13 protein-coding genes and 1 tRNA gene are annotated in these 19,022 nt (G+C 60.7%); 8 read left to right on the top strand and 6 right to left on the bottom strand.

Annotation, left to right across the window (positions count from 1 at the left end):
* Positions 1 to 9 precede the first annotated feature (9 nt).
* From AB8A33_RS18995 to AB8A33_RS18960, 8 genes are all read left to right on the top strand, one after another.
* Positions 10 to 1,737, top strand: coding sequence for an AMP-binding protein (locus AB8A33_RS18995; RefSeq protein WP_439094143.1), 1,728 nt, complete (start codon positions 10 to 12; stop codon positions 1,735 to 1,737).
* Positions 1,738 to 1,809: 72 nt separating this feature from the next.
* Positions 1,810 to 5,118, top strand: a complete 3,309-nt coding sequence (locus AB8A33_RS18990) for a carboxyl transferase domain-containing protein (protein ID WP_439094142.1) — start codon at positions 1,810 to 1,812, stop codon at positions 5,116 to 5,118.
* 40 nt (positions 5,119 to 5,158) lie between these two features.
* Positions 5,159 to 6,121 (top strand): hypothetical protein, encoded by a 963-nt coding sequence (locus AB8A33_RS18985; protein ID WP_439094141.1) that lies wholly within the window; start codon positions 5,159 to 5,161, stop codon positions 6,119 to 6,121.
* A gap of 147 nt (positions 6,122 to 6,268) precedes the next feature.
* Positions 6,269 to 6,604 carry a hypothetical protein gene (locus AB8A33_RS18980; protein ID WP_439094140.1) on the top strand — a complete coding sequence of 112 codons (336 nt, stop codon included), beginning with the start codon at positions 6,269 to 6,271 and terminating at the stop codon, positions 6,602 to 6,604.
* Between the two features lie 197 nt (positions 6,605 to 6,801).
* Entirely contained in the window at positions 6,802 to 8,541 is a 1,740-nt protein-coding gene (locus AB8A33_RS18975) for an adenylate/guanylate cyclase domain-containing protein (protein ID WP_439094139.1), read from the top strand.
* 18 nt (positions 8,542 to 8,559) lie between these two features.
* Positions 8,560 to 9,756 (top strand): phosphatase PAP2 family protein, encoded by a 1,197-nt coding sequence (locus AB8A33_RS18970; RefSeq protein WP_439094138.1) that lies wholly within the window; start codon positions 8,560 to 8,562, stop codon positions 9,754 to 9,756.
* A 47-nt stretch (positions 9,757 to 9,803) separates the two neighbouring features.
* A complete protein-coding gene (locus AB8A33_RS18965) occupies positions 9,804 to 11,798 on the top strand; it encodes a S8 family serine peptidase (protein WP_439094137.1) in 1,995 nt (664 codons plus the stop codon).
* Between the two features lie 85 nt (positions 11,799 to 11,883).
* The gene (locus AB8A33_RS18960; RefSeq protein ID WP_439094136.1) at positions 11,884 to 12,537 is read left to right on the top strand and encodes a Crp/Fnr family transcriptional regulator; all 654 of its coding nucleotides are present in this window, start codon (positions 11,884 to 11,886) and stop codon (positions 12,535 to 12,537) included.
* A 212-nt stretch (positions 12,538 to 12,749) separates the two neighbouring features.
* Here the strand turns inward: AB8A33_RS18960 and nadC are convergent, their stop codons facing one another.
* The 6 genes from nadC to AB8A33_RS18930 form a co-directional block, all read right to left on the bottom strand.
* Positions 12,750 to 13,616 carry a carboxylating nicotinate-nucleotide diphosphorylase gene (gene nadC, locus AB8A33_RS18955; protein ID WP_439094135.1) on the bottom strand — a complete coding sequence of 289 codons (867 nt, stop codon included), beginning with the start codon at positions 13,614 to 13,616 and terminating at the stop codon, positions 12,750 to 12,752.
* 14 nt (positions 13,617 to 13,630) lie between these two features.
* Positions 13,631 to 15,160 carry an L-aspartate oxidase gene (locus AB8A33_RS18950; RefSeq protein WP_439094134.1) on the bottom strand — a complete coding sequence of 510 codons (1,530 nt, stop codon included), beginning with the start codon at positions 15,158 to 15,160 and terminating at the stop codon, positions 13,631 to 13,633.
* A complete protein-coding gene (gene nadA / locus AB8A33_RS18945) occupies positions 15,157 to 16,140 on the bottom strand; it encodes a quinolinate synthase NadA (protein ID WP_439094133.1) in 984 nt (327 codons plus the stop codon). Before nadA ends, AB8A33_RS18950 begins: the two co-directional genes overlap by 4 nt.
* A gap of 52 nt (positions 16,141 to 16,192) precedes the next feature.
* Complete coding sequence (locus AB8A33_RS18940; protein ID WP_439094132.1) at positions 16,193 to 17,185, bottom strand: NUDIX hydrolase; 993 nt, start codon at positions 17,183 to 17,185, stop codon at positions 16,193 to 16,195.
* A 257-nt stretch (positions 17,186 to 17,442) separates the two neighbouring features.
* Positions 17,443 to 17,517, bottom strand: a tRNA-Val gene (locus AB8A33_RS18935).
* Between the two features lie 170 nt (positions 17,518 to 17,687).
* Positions 17,688 to 18,950: a hypothetical protein gene (locus tag AB8A33_RS18930; RefSeq protein ID WP_439094131.1), complete on the bottom strand. Its 1,263-nt coding sequence runs from the start codon at positions 18,948 to 18,950 to the stop codon at positions 17,688 to 17,690.
* Positions 18,951 to 19,022 lie beyond the last annotated feature (72 nt).

Raw genomic sequence — 19,022 nt, 5'->3', positions numbered from 1 at the left:
AAGACGGTGATGACCCCAAGCGCCAGGGAAACTGGATCCGAAGCAGAGTATCTCGCCAAGCTGCACGAGCTGTGGGCCAAGGCCTGGCCCAAGGGCACGCCCAACAAGCCGCAATATCCGCATGGCGAAATCGCGCTGACCGAATATTTACGCGCCTGGGCGAAGCGCCAGCCCGAACACCCGGCAGTGATCTTCTACGGCCACGTTACCACCTATGCCGAACTCGACACGCAGAGCGATCGCTTTGCCGCATTGCTGATGGAGAAGGGGGTCCGCAAGGGTGACCGGGTCGCGGTGTTCCTGCCGAACTGCCCACAATTCCATATCGTGTTCTTTGGCATTCTCAAGCTCGGCGCCATTCATGTGCCGGTGAGCCCGTTGTCGCGCGCATTCGAACTTTCCTATGAGCTCAACGACACCGATGCCGAAGTCATCGTGGCGCTGGATCAGCTGGTGCCGGTGGTTGATCAGGTGCGCGGTGAGAGCAAACTGCGTGAGGTGATCGTCACCAGTTTCGCCGATGTCATCCCGGCCAAGCCGACCATTCCCGTTCCAGACTCGATCAATGCGCCGCGCATTGCCATCTCCGGTGCGACCGATCTGTTGCCGGCGCTGGCTGCGCTGCCCGCGCTAAAGCCGCTGCCGCCGGCCGGGCTCGATGATATCGCCGCGCTGAATTACACCGGTGGCACCACCGGCATGCCGAAGGGGTGCGTGCACACCCAGCGCGATATGGTCTACACGGCGGCGGCCAATCATGGCATCTCGGTGGTCGCCAACGAGGACAGTGTCTTCCTGTCGTTTTTCCCTGAGTTCTGGATTGCCGGTGAGAATTTCGGCCTGATCTTCCCGATGTTTACGGGCGCAACGCTTGTCCTGCTGGCCCGCTGGGACGCGATCGGGGCGCTGTCGGCAATCGATCGCTACAAGGTCAATGTCACTGCGATGCCGGTCGATGGCGCCGTCGAGCTGATGGATCATCCGCGCTTTGGGGAATTCGACCTGTCGTCGCTTAATCAGGTGCGTGTCGTCTCGTTCGTGAAGAAGCTCAATCCAACCTATCGCAAACGCTGGAAGGATCTCACTGGAACGATCCTTACGGAGGCTTCGTGGGGGATGACGGAGACGCATACATCCAACACCCTCACAGCTGGTTTCCAGGATGATGATTTCGATCTTCTGTCGCAGCCGATTTTCGTTGGGCTCCCGGTGCCCGGCGCCGAGTTCAAGATCACCGATTTCGAGACAGGTGAACTCGTCCCGCTCGGCGGCGAGGGCGAGATCCGCGTGCGGACACCATCGCTGCTGAAGAGTTACTGGAATAAGCCGGAAGCAACAGCGGAGTCGTTGATCGATGGCTGGCTGCGGACGGGTGATATCGGCACCATCGATATCGACGGCTTCCTGCATTTCCTCGGTCGTCGCAAAGAGATGCTGAAGGTCAAGGGCATGAGCGTGTTTCCGCCGGAGATCGAGGCACTGCTCGGTCAGCATCCGAAGGTTCTCGGATCGGGCGTGGTCGGTCGCGAAGATGCTAGCAAGGGGCAAGTGCCGGTCGCCTTCATCCAGCTCAAGCCGGAAGAGAAGGGCACCGTCACGCCAGCGGAACTGCAGGCGTGGTGTGCCGAACGGATGGCCGTCTACAAGGTGCCTGAGATTCGCATCATCGACGCGCTGCCGATGACCGCCACCGGCAAGGTGAAGAAGCAGGAACTCGACGCCAACGCGCCGCAGTAATCCAAACGTTACATGACCTCGGGTGTGGATGATGCCGCCCCGGATCGAGCCTGTTGTTCACGGAGAGTTTTGATGCCCTTTCGCAAGTTGCTGATTGCCAATCGCGGCGAGATCGCCATTCGCATCGCGCGTGCCGCGGCGGACGCCGGCCTTGCTACCGTTGCCATGTATTCAGCCGATGACGCGCTGTCGCTGCATGTGCGGATCGCCGATGAGTCCCGGGAAATCCCCGGCCGCGGCGCCCGTGCTTATCTCGACATCGAAGGCGTGATTGGTGCCGCGAAAGCCACCGGCTGTGATGCGCTGCACCCAGGCTACGGTTTTCTCAGCGAGAACGCCGATCTGGCCCGCCGCTGCGCCGAAGAGGGCATTACCTTTGTCGGCCCGTCCCCCGCGGCATTGCAGCTGTTCGGCGACAAGGTCGCAGCCAAGCAACTCGCCAAGCGCTGTGGTGTGCCGATCATCGCGGGCACCAGAGGCCCGTCGACGCTCGACGAGGTCAAGGCGTTCTTCGCGTCGCTCGGCAGCAATGCCGCCGTGATGATCAAGGCGATGGCCGGCGGCGGCGGGCGCGGCATGCGCGTGGTCGAACGCGCCGCAGATCTCGACGACGCCTATGCGCGCTGTCAGTCTGAAGCCAAGGCGGCATTTGGCAGCGATGGCGTTTATGTCGAGCGCCTGATCCGCGATGCCCGTCATATCGAAGTGCAGATCATCGGCGACCGCCATGGCGATATCAGCCAGCTCTGGGAGCGTGAATGCACGATCCAGCGCCGCAATCAGAAGCTGGTGGAGGTCGCGCCGAGCCCGTCGCTGTCCGACAAGCTGCGCAGCCGGATCGTCGAGGCAGCCAAACAGCTTGCCGCCGAAGCCAAATATGACAGCCTCGGCACCTTCGAATTTCTGGTCGATGGCGAAGCCGGCGAGGGCGACGGCGCCTTCGCCTTCATCGAGGCCAATCCGCGGCTGCAGGTCGAGCATACCGTGACCGAGGAAGTGCTGTCGGTCGATCTGGTGCGGTCGCAGCTCGCCGTTGCCGGTGGCGCCACGCTGGCGTCGCTCGGCCTCGATCAGGCGTCGGTGCCGAGCCCGCGCGGTTTTGCCATGCAGCTCCGCATCAATATGGAGACCATGGATGCCACCGGCGCCACCAAGCCGACCGGCGGTACGCTCGCGATTTTCGAGCCGCCGTCAGGCCCGGGCGTGCGTGTCGATACGTTCGGTTATGCCGGTTACAAGACCAGTGCGGCATTCGACTCGCTGCTTGCCAAGGTGATCGTCCATTCGCCGTTGAAGTGGATGGATGTGGTCACCAAGGGCACGCGCGCACTGCGCGAATTTCGCATCGAGGGCGTTGCCACCAATATTCCGCTGATGCAGGCGATCCTGGCTAATACCGACTTCCAGGCCAATCGGATCAGCACCAGCTTTATCGATCGCAACGTCGCCGATCTGGTCGCTGCCACACTGACAGCGAGCAAGCCGCTATTCGTCGTCAGCGGATCAACCGCTGATGCGCGGACGTCCACCGGCGTCGTGCAGCCCGCGCCGGAAGGATCGGTCCCGGTCGCGGCGCCGCTGCAGGGAACGGTCGTGTCCATTCCGGTAGCCGAAGGCGATGTTGTCAGGCCCGGCCAGCAACTCGCCATCATCGAATCCATGAAGATGGAGCATCTGGTGACTGCGGAGCAGGGCGGTCGCGTCACCCGGATCGCGGCATCCGATGGTGTCACGCTGATGCAGGGCGAGCCCATACTTTACATCGAACCTCAGGATGTGGCCGGCGACCTCGCCACCGAAGAAGCGGATATCGATCTCGACCACATCCGGCCTGACCTCGCTGAACTGATCGCTCGCCAGGGCAACACCCTGGACGAAAACCGGCCATCATCGGTGGACCGGCGCCGCAAGACCAATCAGCGCACCGCGCGTGAGAACATCGCGCAACTGGTCGATGACGGCTCGTTTATGGAATATGGCAGCCTCGCCATTGCCGGCCAGCGTCGCCGTCGCGCGCTGGACGATCTCATCAAGAACACGCCGGCCGATGGTCTGGTCGCCGGTACGGCCACGGTCAATGCCGCCAAATTCGGCGAGCACGAAGCGCGCTGCATGGTGATTTCCTATGATTACACCGTGCTGGCGGGCACCCAGGGCCATATGAACCACAAGAAGATCGACCGCATGCTGTCGTTGGTCGAGCAATGGCGGATGCCGCTGGTGTTCTACGCCGAAGGCGGCGGCGGTCGTCCCGGCGATACCGATCGGCTCGGTCTCACCGGCCTCGATGGCCCGTCCTTCGTGCAGTTTGCCAAGCTGTCGGGTCTCGTCCCGGTGATAGGCGTGGTGTCTGGCTATTGCTTTGCGGGCAATGCCGCGATGCTCGGTTGTTGTCATGTTATCATCGCCACGAAGAACGCCTCGATCGGCATGGGCGGTCCTGCGATGATCGAAGGCGGGGGCCTTGGCGTTTATCATCCCGCCGAAGTCGGGCCGGTGTCGTTCCAGTCGCCGAACGGCGTCGTCGATATTCTCGTCGAGGACGAGGAGGAAGCGACACGGGCCGCGCAGAAATATCTGTCTTACTTCCAGGGCGCTGTGACGGAATGGCGTGCGCCCGATCAGCGGCTACTCCGCCGTGCGATTCCGGAGAACCGGTTGCGGGTCTATGACATCCGCGTGGTAATCGATCTGATCGCTGATGAAGATTCCGTGCTCGAAATCCGGCGCGATTTCGGTGTCGGCATGATCACGGCGTTCATTCGCATCGAGGGCAAGCCATTCGGCCTGATCGCCAACAATCCCAAACATCTCGGCGGCGCCATCGATGCTGCAGCCGGCGACAAGGCCGCGCGCTTCTTGCAGCTCTGCGATGCCTTCGACATTCCGATCGTGTCGCTCTGCGATACGCCGGGCTTCATGGTCGGGCCGGAAGCGGAGAAGACTGCGATCGTGCGCCATGTCGCGCGTATGTTTGTCACCGGCGCGAGCATCACGGTGCCGTTGTTCGGCATCGTGCTGCGCAAGGGCTATGGTCTCGGTGCGCAGTCGATGATCGGTGGCGGCTTTCACGCCTCGTTCTTTACCGCGGCTTGGCCGACCGGCGAATTTGGCGGCATGGGGCTGGAAGGCTACGTCCGGCTCGGCTTCCGCAAGGAAATGGAGGCGATCGCCGATCCCGTCGAGCGCGAGACCTATTACAAGAACAAGGTCGCCGAGCTCTATGCCAACGGCAAGGCGACCTCGATCGCCTCGGTGTTCGAGATCGACAATGTCATCGACCCCGCCGAGACGCGGCGCTGGGTGATGGCCGGTCTGCGTTCGGTGCCGAAGCCGCCGCAACGCGAGGGTCGCAAGCGTCCCTGTGTTGACACATGGTAGTTACAACGGCCGACGGCTCACATTCCCGGAGGGCTTTCCAATGATATCAAAGGCATTCGATACCGTGATTGAGGACACCGGAAATGCACTGGTCGGGCCGTGGCGACAGCCTCGACAGATGCTCCATGCGCAGACTTACGACTCTCACGCATCCATCCATGACGATGCCACCGCGCAGAAGCTCGGCTTCAAGGGCGGGACCATCGAGGGGCCGACCCATTTCAGCCAGTTTGCACCGCTCTGCGAACGACTGTGGGGCAAGGACTGGTTCGAGGCGGGCTGTATCTCGGCGCATTACCGTGCTGCCGCCTTTGAGGGCGAGGAGGTACAGGCCATTGTCGAAAAGCCGATCGATGGCGGGCATTATTGCACGATCAGGATGGTGAAGCGTGATGGCACCGAAGTGTTGCGCGGTAGTGCATCGATCGGCAGTGACGCGCCGGCCTCCGCCCTGGATATCCGACTCACTGAGCTGAAGCCGCTGAGTGATGCCGTAATCCTGCGCGACATCAAGCTCGGCATGACCACCGCATCGCAGACGGTTCGGATGGATTTCGATCAGAACATGGGCGAGCTCTATCCATTCTCGCTTGAACAAAAGCTCAAGGTCATCACCGAGCCGTCGCCATATTACTCGCCCGAGAGCGCAGGCAACTCGCCATGGGGACGCGCGATCATTCCGGTGGAAATGCTCAGCGTGTTGTTTCAGCACGGCAGCAAGAAGGATCGTCTGCCGGTCAAGGGGCCGGCAGTCGGCCTGTTCGCCGATCAGGAAATCCGGTTGCTGCGAGGGCCGCTGTTCGTTGGAGAAGATTACCGCTTAGACCGCGAGGTCGTCGCGATGTCCGGCAGCAAGCGAACCGAGAGCCTGTGGGTGCGCACCGAAGTCTTCGACAGCTCGAACGCGCTGGCCGCGACGATGCTGCTCAATCTGGCGACGCTCAAGGAATCCTACGCCAGCTACGATCAGGAGTACGCTGCGCTTCCTCGAAGCCACGCGTAGCCTGATACGCCATCTTTTGGTTCAAGGGGCGGCGAGGCCGGGACAAAGAGCATCGGCAATTAGACAAAATAATCCCGGGATGTGACGCTCGTCACATCCACCTCCAGCGGGACGCAGTAAGGCTATGTGCCTTATCTGGAGGTAATCATGAGTGCATCGGGAGATAAACTGGAGCAATCCTATCGTCGATTATACCATCGCTTGATGATCGGGGCCGGAGTGATTTGCGCCGTCCTCATGTGTGCGATCGTGGTTGGGAAGACCGCCGCCGTCCCTGCCATCGTGAAGCAAATCGTTTCAGGCTTTAACGATATGCATCCGTCGCCCGGGGCGGAGGCGCCATCGCTACGCGCAGGTCGCAGTTGCCGGCTGAAGAACTCCTGGTCTATGATCGGGATAGCACCATTCGGTCAAGCGGCAGGTATTGAAGACAACGGCTGGCGTATCAAAGTCGAGTCACGTGGCGACCTGGTTGCAATCTAGTCGTCAGGAGCGACGTCCTGAAATCGCCGTTGTTCAAGTCTAGCTAACAAGTTCTTGGCGATCAAAATTGAGTGCGATCCGCCCGTGATACTGATTTTGTGCGCATTAGTGCACAAGAGTGCGGATCAGAACATTGACCAGCGTGGCTGATGGCTAGATCAAGCGCTTCACTCGCGTTCGAGAATCCGGAATGGGTGGTGCGCACACTGCTCTTCGTGGACGTGGTCGAGTCCGTGCGATTGATGGAAGAGAACGAGGCCGGCACCGTACAGCGATGGCGTCAACTCGTTAAAACGGTAGATGAAGATATCCTGCCGCGGTTCGAGGGGCGGCTGGTAAAGAGCCTTGGGGACGGGCTCCTGATCGAATTCCCTCAATCTCCCCTCGCGGTGAAAGCTGCCTTTGCAGTCCAGAATGCGTGTGCAGTTATTAATAAAGGCGTTCCGCAAGATCAGTATATCCTCGTCCGTGAAGGAGCTCACGTCGGTCATCTTCTTGCTGACGAGCACGATGTTTACGGGGCTGACGTTAACCTTGCAGCCCGACTCACAAGTCTAGCGGGGCCGGGAGAAATTGTTGTATCGGCCGATGTTCGCGACCAACTCGTGCCTGTATTGGACGCCGACGTCGAGGATTTGGGAGCTTGTTACCTTAAACATGTGCATGAACCCGTTCGAGCCTATCGTGTCGGCCCACCGGGGCCGCGACCCGTGATCGAGCCAGGTGCTGTATCCATGCCGCAGTTGCGCCCCACCGTCGCGGTCGTGCCTTTTACCGGGCTCGATGATAGTTCGGAACATCGGGTCATTGGCGAAGTGCTCGCCGACGAAGTCATATCCGCGCTTTCGCGCTCATCGGAGCTGAACGTCATCTCGCGCCTGTCGACGTCTGTCTTTCGCGGGCGGGATAGTTCGGTCGAGGAGATCAGCAGCTACTTGATGGCGAACTACGTTTTGTCGGGTTCTTACCGCAAGGCCGGAAGCAAGCTGCGGATGAACCTCGAACTGGCATCGTCGTCGAATCTGACGATTGTTTGGTCTGACTCGTTCGTTTGTAGTGCGACAGCCTTGATCAGCGGAAGGGATGGGGTCGTCGCGGGTATTGTGACGGCAGTCAGCCTGGCGATCATGGCGCGCGAGCTTGAACGCGCGCAGTCGCAATCACTCCCGACCGTCGAGAGCTACACGTTGTTGATGGGCGCGATCGCGCTCATGCATCGCCTTTCGGTGCAAGATTTTGACAGATCACGCCAGATGCTCCAGGTCTTGACCGAGCGTATGCCTCGGCAGGCCGTACCGTGGGCATGGATGGCCAAGTGGCACATATTGCGGGTCCAGCAGGGATGGACCGATGACTGGAGTGCGGATACGCAACTGGCGCTCGATTGCGGGCGACGAGCGCTGAGTGCCGATCCGCGCTGTTCCCTCGCGCTGGTGGTTATGGGCTTTGCTCATACCAATCTACTGAAACAATTTGACGTCGCTCAGGAGCAGTATGACCTCGCGCTGCGCGTCAATCCCAATGATGCGATGGCGTGGCTGCTAAAGGGAACGCTTCTCGCCTTCAAGGACGCAGGAAAGTCGGCAGTCGAACACACCGAGCACGCGCTGAAACTGTCGCCGCTGGACCCCCACAGATACTTCTACGATTCCCTGGCCGCAACGGCTGCTCTCTCTGCCGGGCAATACAAGCGCGCCATCGATCTTGCCAACCGTTCGTTGCGCGCAAATCGCACGCATACATCCACGTTTCGCGCGCTTGCGATCGCGCAATGGCAGCTCGGCCTTCATCAAGAGGCGCGCAAGACGGTGACCGAACTGATGAAACTCGAGCCGGGCTTGACGGTCGCGAAATATCGCGAGCGCCACCCCAGTGGGGGATATGAAACCGGCCGAATCTGGTCGAGCGCATTGCAGGGAGCTGGTGTACCGAATTAGCAGAACGGGAGCAAAAACATGTGCACGATGGGTCCTGAAGGCGGCGCAGGAGGTGCGGGGGGCGCAGGCGGCGCCGGTGGTGCCGGGGGAGCGGGCGGTGCCGGAGGCGCAGGCGGCGCGGGCGGTGCTGGAGCTGGCCCCTACGGCAGTTATGGGTCGCCGCTGGTTGCCGATGCACTCGTCAAGCACCGCGACGGTATCGTCGGAAGCTGGCTCGGTCAGACCGTCAACCGGTCGCCACGTGCGCTGGACGACAAGAAGAACCTCGCGCTTTGGGAGCCATGGGTGCGGGCAGCGGTCATAGACTTCGAACTGCTGTCGCACCTCCATTTTACAAGTCACTCAGAGACATTCAGCTACAAGGATCAGGGCAAGAACGTCTCCCGGACACCGAGCGAAAACTCGGTCACGGTCTGGCAATTCCACGTTCAAACCACGGCGGCCGATCCCTCTCCCAAAGCGAAGTCGAGCCGGATTGCGACCTTGATCCGGCCGCCGGTCGAGACTTTCAAAGGCCAGCTGGATTTTCTGGATCAATACTCCGATCTTCGCGAGGATCGTGTTTCGGAAATCGTGACCCAGCTCGGCCCTCAATATGCGTTCTGGAGTTCGGTCGTGAACCTGCATCCGGATCGTACCAAGAAGACGATCGAGCTGCTCGATGCTGCTCTTCGATTTGCAACCGCGGTGGAAATGCGCATCAAGCATGCTCTGGCGTGCTGGCGACCATATGAACTGTCGTCTCAGGTTCAACCGATCATTCTGACCCCGGGCCACGGGACATTTCCGAGCGGTCATTCCACCGAAAATCACATGATTGCGCGCATCCTGTGGGAGCTGTACGGGCGCGAGCCTAAACTTGGTGAGCAGTTGATGCGGCAGGCGGCGCGGATCGCGGTGAACCGCACGGTGGCAGGTGTCCATTTCCCGGTCGATACTGCGGCCGGGCAGGTGCTCGGACTGTCATTAGCCCGCTATTTCATTCTGCGGGCGACGACAGGCGGGCCGAGCTTCGACGCATGGCGTTTCGACGGCGAGCGATACGGTACTACTCAGGACTTCGATTTTCATGATTTCTACGATCCTGCAACCGGGCAGGAAAGGCTAAGTCCCTTGATCGATCCACCCTATGTCGATCTGCTCCCCTCAACGCCACCGGCTGTATCACCGATTTTAAAGTGGCTGTGGGACGCAGCGTTTGCAGAGGTGAGCTAGCCGCTGAGGCATGACGGTAGAAAAATCGCATTCGCGAGGTGTGCGTTATGGCAGAAGGACGGAAGCGGGTTTCACCTTATCTCGAATGGGCAGTGCTGACCGAGTTCGCTTATCTCCCGGGTGAGTGGTTCTGGGTCTTGCTGGAGCTTGATGGACCAGCAGAAGCCCTTGCCCGTTCCGTCGTGGGCTCGGGGCTAGATCAGTTCATTCGAATTCCCGCGGTCTATCAGGAGGCGCCACCCTCGCTGAGAGGTGCCGATCTAACATGCTGTATGGCGATTGCGAGACGTGAGGCTCTTTCCGCATTTGTTTCCGGCAAGGCATCGCGCGGTGACGCCAAACAGTTTGCGCCCCTGCTGTCCTCGATCAATCGAATCGAGCTTGGAACGCCGACGACGAATCTGTTCGAGAAGACTGAACCGATCGAGCCGCCGTTGCTTGCCACGAGTCCGTCGCGGCGGGCAATTGTCGCGATCATCGATGACGGATTGGCGTTCGCCCATGAGAGATTCCGCTTTCAGGATGGCCGATCGCGGGTGAAGTATTTCTGGAACCAGGACGATCACACAAATACAGGCCGGCCGGCCGGATTCGGCTGGGGGCGCGAGTTGCAGGAGAACGAGATCAATCAGCTTCTGGCGTCCTGCACGCATACTGGATTGCTGGATGAGGATGAGTTCTATCGGTTGGCCGGCCAGAATCTGGCTGCTCGCCGCGCCAAGCACGGTACGCACGTCATGGATATCGCTTGCGGGCTCGACCCGAAACATGCGGTTCCCGCAGATACCAACCTTCCCTATATCATCGGCGTTCAATTGCCGAAGTGGGTGACAGAGGAGACGTCAGGCGCATTCCTGACTCCGAATGTCTACGCCGCCATCTCCTATGTACTCGGTCGTGCGGATCAGATTTCGGCCGCCGAAGGAACGGGACCGATCCCTGTGGTCATCAATTTGAGTTATGGGACCATTGCCGGCCCGCACGATGGCACGTCACAGCTGGAAGCTGCGATCGATCAGTTGATAGCGTCACGCACTGCACCGCTCAGGGTCGTTCTGCCAGCCGGAAATCACTATCTGGCGCGATGTCATGCCTTGGTCGAGCTGCCTCAGGCATCAGTCCCTGGCCAGTCGCCCAAACGCTTGCGGTGGCGCGTGCAGCCCGACAATAAGGCCAACAGCTTTATGGAGCTGTGGCTGCCCAAACAGACAACAGAGAAGTCCCAGCCCGAAATCGCCATAAGGATTACCACTCCGACGAACCAGCGCAGTCCTTGGATTGGGGCTAACCAGAACTGGCAGTGGCGCATATCAGGCCAGCTCCGGTTTTTCGCGAAGTACTATACTGCAGTCGGGGAGCGATCGCAGATATTCCTTGCCATGGCACCCACGGCTGATCTCGGAATGCCCTCGTTGACTGCGCCGTCCGGGACGTGGCTGATCGAACTCAAAAACAAAGGGGCAGCCACGACAGTCGATGTCTGGGTTCAGCGCGGTGACACGCCATTTGGCTATCCGTTGTCAGGGCGGCAATCTCGGCTTGAAGACGAGAATTACGTGCGCTTCGATCTTGCCGGGCGACCGGAGCAAGATGACAGGGGCTCCAGCCCGGTCCGGAGGGAAAGTACGATCAACGCATTGGCAACAGGGACGCACGCAATCGTCGTGGGTGCTTATCTTCGCAGCGACAAGGCTGTCAGTGAGTATTCGGGGGCGGGGGGGCGTGAAACAGCAGATGGCACATCCCCCGTTCGAAGCCCCGATGTGTCAGCAGTTGGAGACGAGTCGCCAGTACACAGGAATTTGCTTGCTGCGGGTACGCGCAGCGGGTCCGTTGTAACGATGAATGGGACAAGTGTCGCGGCTCCGCAGGTGACACGATTGATCTCGGAATTGATGATCTCGCAGCTTGCTTGCGATCGTCTGGACGTACAGCGCATCGCGAAAACAGGAGACACAAAGGCGCCAGGTCCCGGCTCACCATTGGCTGTGCGGATCGGGGCTGGCCGGTTGGATCGGTGCGGACGTCCCAACAGACCTTGATTTTGGACCGGTGCGGAGCACAGGGAACATCGCGGTGTCGAAAGCGAAGGCAGCGAGCTCAGCGAGCCGTCAGGCAGTAATGCGCATGAATGCGATCTTCAGCGACCTCGCGCCAGAGACGGTTGCCCAGCTGTCTCATCGCGTGTCTTTTCAGACCTTCGAGCGGGGAGATTACATTTTTCGACGCGGAGACCCCGGTACATACCTGTTCGGAGTTGTGGTGGGCTCGGTGCGGATGTGTGCATCCTCACCTGACGGAAAGAGCGCGGTGTTAAATCTGATCGGTGCCGGTCAGACATTTGGCGAGATTGCTGTTTTGGATGGCCTCGACCGAACAACCGATGCAATCGCAAACAGCGATTGTGAAATCTGGGGAATTGCGCGGCGCGATCTGATCCCCCTGGTTAGAACCGAGCCGGCTTTGGCTGCCAAGTTCATTGATTTGTTATGCGCCCGCCTGAGATGGACGAGCGAGCATCTGGAAGAGGTAATCCTTCACGGTCTCGAGGCTCGCCTAGCCCATATCGTCATAAAATTTGCGGAGCCGAACGTGCAAATGGATGGATCTCTTGTGGTGAATATGACGCAACAGAGCGTCAGCGAGATGGTGGGCATTTCGCGGGAGCGCGCAAATAAAATCATATCCGCTTGGGCCGAGCGCGGCTGGGTTCTGGTCAAGAATCGTACACTTGTCCTTCTCAATGCTCAGGCGCTGAGAAGCATCGCCACGCGAAGTTAAACAGTGACGATGCCTTTACCGATCGGACGTGCATTTTGTCGCGGAGCAGTGAAAAGATATGATGCTTTTGGTCTCCCGAGAGAAGCGGGCTAGAGGACGAAGGCCGCGCGGCGCGGGATCGACGAAGCTACTGGTACGAAGTTGCAATCGGGATAGTTGCTGAGGCTTTTTGTTGATATTGAGTTCGACCGCAACAACATCAATAACCTGACTCACATCTTCAAATCGTCCCGTTTGAAATCGAGCCCGATGTCGAGAACGCTGACGCTATGGGTGAGCCATCCGATTGAGATCAGATCTACGCCGGTCGCAGCGATGTGTGGCGCTGTAGCGGGTGTGATGCGGCCGGAGGCTTCGGTTACCGCCCGACCTGCGACCATCGCGACTGCTTCCGTGAGCGTCGCTGGATTCATATTGTCGAGAAGCACGGCGTCTACACCGTGATCGAGCGCCTCGCGCAGCTGATTGAGCGTATCGACTTCGAGTTCGATCTTGACCAGGTGGCCGACACCGGTTTTCGCCCGCTTCAACGCCTCGGTTACGCTGCCGGCGATGGCGACGTGATTGTCCTTGATGAGCACGGCATCGTCGAGGCCGAACCGGTGATTGCTGCCACCGCCAACGCGGATCGCATATTTTTCGATGGCGCGCAGCCCTGGCGTTGTCTTGCGCGTGCAGACAATTTTCGTCTGGTAGTCTCGGACCGCTGCAACCACTGACGCCGTTGCCGTCGCAATTCCGCTCAGGCGACACAGGAAATTCAAAGCAACCCGTTCAGCGGTCAAAATACCTCGCGCGGGGCCGGTGATCGTGGCGATCACGTCGCCGGGCGTCAGGACTGCGCCGTCGTTGCGCGCGATATGCATCTCGATCGCCGGATCGATCAGTTGAAAGGCGAGTCGAGCGAGGTCGAGCCCGGCCACCACGCCGGGCTGGCGCGCAACAAGAAGTGTCGTGGCGCGTCGGCCGGCTGGCACGATCGCATCGGTCGTGAGATCGCCGGCTCGTCCGAGATCTTCAAGCAACGCCATGCGAACCAATGGCTCGATCATGACATGGGGGAGCGGCGAGGGCGTCATGGCGATCCTTTGGGTTAGGCGACGAGTTCCGTGATGTCGTCTCGCGCGGTTTGAAGCGCCTCATCAAGGCGCAGCGTCGAACGCTGTGCCAGACTCGTGTGCTTCGGGAAGTCCGTGCGTGCATGCGCGCCACGGCTTTCCTGGCAGCGTAAGGCAGCGATCACGATCATCAGGCCGACAATTGCGGGGTCGCTTGCAGGTTGCTGCGAGATCGCGAGCGGATAGAGCGCGCGAGCGGCGGCACGCAGGCCTTCGCCATCGCGCAACACGCCTGCGGCATGCGACAGAATAGGGCGCACCAAACTTGGGTCGCTGTCTGTTACTCCACCGGGCAACAGTGGCTGACGCCGCCGGGTGGAGGTCGTTGCGGCAATATTCTGGGCAACCCAGCCGCCACACACGGCCGCCTCGAGGAGTGAATTACTGGCGAGCCGGTTTGCGCCATGCAGGCCAGTGCAGGCAGCTTCGCCGCAGGCCCACAGACCGTCGACGGAGCTCCGCCCGGTCCGGTCAACCAGTATGCCGCCCATGTGGTAGTGCGCAGCGGGACGGACGGGGATCGGCTGCGTAACCGGATCGATTCCTACGTCGCGACAGAGTGCCGTGATGGCCGGGAAACGCCGCGCAAAGTCGAGTCCGTTCACGCCCCTTGCGTCGAGAAAAACCCGATGCCCCGCCGCGATGTGCCGCCAGACGGCACGTGCAACGATATCGCGGGACGCCAGCTCGGCGCCGGGGGCACCGGCCATGAAGCGATCGCCATTCCCATCGACCAGGATCGCGCCTTCTCCGCGTACGGCCTCACTGATGAGCTTCAGTGGAGAGGACTTGCTGTCGAGCGCGGTCGGGTGGAATTGGATGAATTCGAGATCGGCCATGACGGCGCCGGCGCGTGCTGCGAGCGCGAGGCCCCGGCCAAAGGATCCCGCCGGATTGGTCCCATGCAGAAACAGACCTCCGATGCCGCCGGTCGCGATGACGACACGATCGGTGGCAAAGAGCACGGGTCCTCGACCGGTGTGGCCAAGAAGACCCACCACTGCATTGTCTTCGACGACCAGGCGCTGTGCCGTGGCTCCCTCGATCACCGTGATCGAAGGCGTCTCGCGGACCTTGCGGACCAGGGCTCGAATGACGTCCCGGCCTGTTGCATCACCCCCGGCATGGATGATCCGGCGGCTCGAATGCGCGGCCTCGAGGCCGAGGACGATCTTGCCGCTGGCATCCCGATCGAAAATGACGCCGAGCCGCGCCAACTGTTCGATTGCGGCGGGCGCTGCGGCGAGGATTGAGGCCGCGATGGTTTCATCGCACAAGCCGTCACCGGCGGCGAGTGTGTCTGCCAGATGCAGCGAAGCACTATCATCCGCCCCGATACTGGCAGCGATACCGCCTTGCGCGAGTGCGCTCGACGATTCCGAGCCGAGCGGCGCGCCGGTCAGGAGCAATACTGGTCGCGGCGCGAGCGCCAAGGCTATCATGAGGCCGGCGATGCCGCCGCCGATGATGACGGGAGCGCCGTCCGTATCGTGTAATGCTGTCATGTGACGGCCAGCATTCGTTCGACCGCGAGGCGTGCGCGCGCTGCGACACCGTCGTCGATCGTGACCTTGTGCTGCATCGTCTCCAACGCGTGACGGATGTTGCCGAGCGTGATCGTCTTCATGTGTGGACAAAGATTGCACGGACGAATGAATTCGAGGTCCGGGTACTGGATGGCGACATTGTCGCTCATCGAGCATTCGGTCAGAAGCACGACGCGCGGTGGTCGTTTGCTTGCGACGTAGGACGACATGGCGGCTGTCGAGCCGGCGAAATCAGCCTCCGCCAGGACGTCCGGCGGGCATTCCGGGTGCGCCAGTACGACGACACCAGGGTGGTTCTCGCGCAATTGCCGCACCTCTTCGGCGCTGAAGCGCTCGTGCACCTCGCAATGACCGGTCCAGGTAATCACCTTAACCTTGGTCTCGACAGCGATGTTCCTGGCCAGATATTCGTCCGGCAGCATGATCACGCGTTCAACGCCAAGCGACTCGATCACCGCCTTGGCATTGCCCGAGGTGCAGCAGATGTCCGACTCTGCCTTCACCGCTGCCGAGGTGTTCACATAAGTCACGATCGGGACGCCGGGATAAGTTTGCCGCAGCAGCCTCACGTCCTCGGGCGTGATGGAGTCGGCGAGCGAGCAGCCGGCGCCGCGATCGGGAATCAGCACGGTCTTCGACGGATTGAGTAATTTGGCCGTCTCGGCCATGAAGTGAACGCCGGCGAGAACGATGACGTCTGCTTCCACGTGCATTGCTTCACGAGCCAGTGCGAGACTGTCGCCGACAATGTCAGCAACGCAGTGGAAGATGTCCGGTGTCTGATAATTGTGAGCAAGGATGACCGCGTTGCGGCTTTTCTTCAACGCGATGATCGCGTCGATATCTTCTGACAGCATCGACCATTCGATCGCGGGGATTGCGTGGCGCACTTTCGCATAGAGATGTTCCGAAGGACGCAGTTCGGGTATCGACAGCATGATATATACTCTCGTTGAGCATATATTATACTGTAATCGAGTATAAGTATTGTCAAGCCCCTGAGACGGGAAGTTTGGTTCCGGCGATGGCCCGTTCCGCAAGGACGGCACGCCGAAAGCGGAAGAGCTTTGCAGGACGTCCGCCGGTGTCCTGGCTCGTTTCGCCAGTTTCCTCAACGAGTTCCTGCTGTTCGATCAGGCGGCGGAAATTCGGCTTGTGCACTTGCCGTCCGGCCAGCGCCTCAACACAGCGTTGCAATTGCAGCAACGTGAATGTGTCCGGCATCAATTCAAATACGACAGGATGGTATTTGATCTTGGCCCTGAGTCTTGCAATTCCGGTGGCCAGAATCCGGCGATGATCCAGGATCATGGGGTGACCCGGCGTGTTCGATAAAGCCGCATCGGTAGACGTGGATGCTGAGGAATTTCCGCGTGTCGCCTCGGGGATCAATCTCGCCTCATATAATAGTTCGTACCGCTGCAGAACCAGCTCTTCATTCCAGCTATGCTCCTCGAAACCGAAGAGCATTGCGGCGCGCTGCCGACGAGCGCGCTGCGCCGCCCGGTCGGATGCTGCCGAAGCCCAGGCCTTGAGCCCTGGCTGCAGAGCTTTCTCCATCAGCGGCGGTGGGCCGTCACGATGATCCTCCCAGGGGAAATAATCATACCAGCCGCGCCATCTGGCCTCGTGTTCGCCGAATGCCGGTTGTTCTCGTGTCAGGCCGAGATAGCTGATCGAGATGACATGCTGCGCAGTGGTGCCAGCGCGATCGCGATCGGCAAAGGTGTAGAGCTGTTCGACATAACCGAGCGGCAACCGTGTCTGTCGTTCGACCCAGGCACGTAGCCCCGATTGCAGCGAACGATGGGCGAGTTCGAAAGGCCCGGAGGGCAGGGCGCGCTGATCCTGGATCGTTAGAACACGAGGCTCACCCGAGGTCACGGCTACCAGCACTGCAACAAGATCAGCCGCAATTCCTTGCGGTGATGACTGCGCTGCCAGACGCGCTGACTTGGAATTGGGGCTGTCGAGCGGGTCCATGAGCTGGTCTGCTTAAGCGGTCATAGGGGGCAGGGTGAAAGGCTGCATCGCGAATCCACGGCGATATTTTTAGCATGAAGCTGCAACGCGACGCGCACGGCAATGGCGGCCATGCACCTCTGGCACTGCGCTACTTGCGGTCGCTACGCACATTCGCAGGGGATTCTCGTAAGAAAGTGAAGGCTGGCAGGGCTGATCGGGAGGCGCCCGCTGTGTGAGGCGCTTGTGTGGGAAAAAGGCTCGAAAGCCTTGTAAAATGGTGGGCGCACAAGGGATCGAACCTTGGACCTCTCCCGTGTGAAGGGAACGCTCTCCCGCTGAGCTATGCGCCCGGGATGCCGTACAGACCAAAAGGCCGGGCGGTAATGGCCCGGCGGAGACTGACGTCAGTGGCGCGATTTAGGGAATAGGGGGCGGGGGTGTCAAGCGAACCCTGCCGCAAGTCGTCACAATAAGTCTCCGCATCCGGCCGGGCGGCCGATCCGGGTTCCTGGCCCGCGATTTAGCCCGGGTGCGGGGCGCGGGAGGCATGGGACTGCAGCGCCCGAATCCGGTCGGCGAGCGTGCTGTTGGGCGCGAAACCGGCGTCATTGGCCGCGCGTGGCTGGGCGGAAGGCGTCGGTTCGGCGGCCAAAATTGCCTCGATGGGCGAATTCGGCCCTTCCAGCGTCATGGCCATCTTGGCCACTTCGGCGGCGATGTCGTTGATGCGCTCGCGCAGCAGGGCGTTTTCCATGCGCTCAGTGGCCCATGCGCTCTCGGCCTGCTGATGGACGCCATTGAGGTCGCGCTGCAGCTTGGCGCGCTCCTCGCGGGAGGCGGTGAGTTCGGCTTCCACCGCGGCTTTCTCGGCACGCAGCTTCTCGATGACGGGCGATCCCTTGGCACCGTTCATGGCGGCGAGTTCGACGCGCAGGTCGCGCGCGATTTGTTCGGCGGCTTCATTGGCCTGGCGCAACTGGCTGTTCTCGAAATCACGCTCGGCCAGGATCTTGCTCTGGGTCGAGAGCTGGCTCTCGAGGCCGGTGACGCGGGCGCCGAGCTGTTCGGCTTCGCGGACCTGGATGGTCAGTTGCTGATCGAGATCCGTCACGCGCTGGCTGAGATTCTCGACGCGGGCGCGCGCCTCGGTCAGTTCGCGCGTTGCGGTGTCGGACTCGCCGCGCTGTAGTTCCAGCCGGTGCTGCGTATTGGCGAATTCCTTTTCAGCATCGCCGACGCGGCCCTTCAATTCCTCGACCTGCGCGCGCACGGCGATGAGCTCGACCTGGCGGGTGTCGGCCACCATGGAGCGATCCGAGAGGTCGTGGTTCAGCTTGGCGAGTTCGCTCTGCTTGTCGCTCAGGGCCTTTTCGGCGGCGCGCAACGCTTCCGTCTTGCTGGTGAAGTCGGCCTCGGTGAGGCCGAGTTTTTCCTTCACGGCGGCTTCACGGGCTTCCAGCGCGAAGATCGTGGCGTTCTTCTCGCCGAGCTCAAGCTTCATGCGGTTGATGGCGTCGGACTTCTTGCCGAGTTCGGCGAGCTGGCTGGTGGTCTTGTTCTTGAGCTGGTCGACGCTCATTTCCAGCCGGCGTGCCGCCATCGCGAATTCCGCGCGCAGCTGGTCCTTGTCGGCCTGGATTTCCGCCATCGACAGCGGTGTCGCGGCTTCGAGCCGGCGGGTGGTGAGGCGGACGGCGCGGTTATGCACCAGCGGCATGATCATCAGGCCGCAGAGCATCGAGATCAGAAAACCGATCGCCAGATACATGATCGGTTCAACCATGACGAATGCTCCCACGCTCTCAAAATGCAGCGGTTACCATGCCATGGCACCGCCGGCAAAGACAGCGTAACG

It is taken from the genome of Tardiphaga sp. 813_E8_N1_3 (genome assembly GCF_051811025.1).
Classification (GTDB): Bacteria; Pseudomonadota; Alphaproteobacteria; order Rhizobiales; family Xanthobacteraceae; genus Tardiphaga.
Note: the sequence above shows the minus strand (reverse complement) of the source record. Positions and strands in the feature narration are given on the sequence as shown.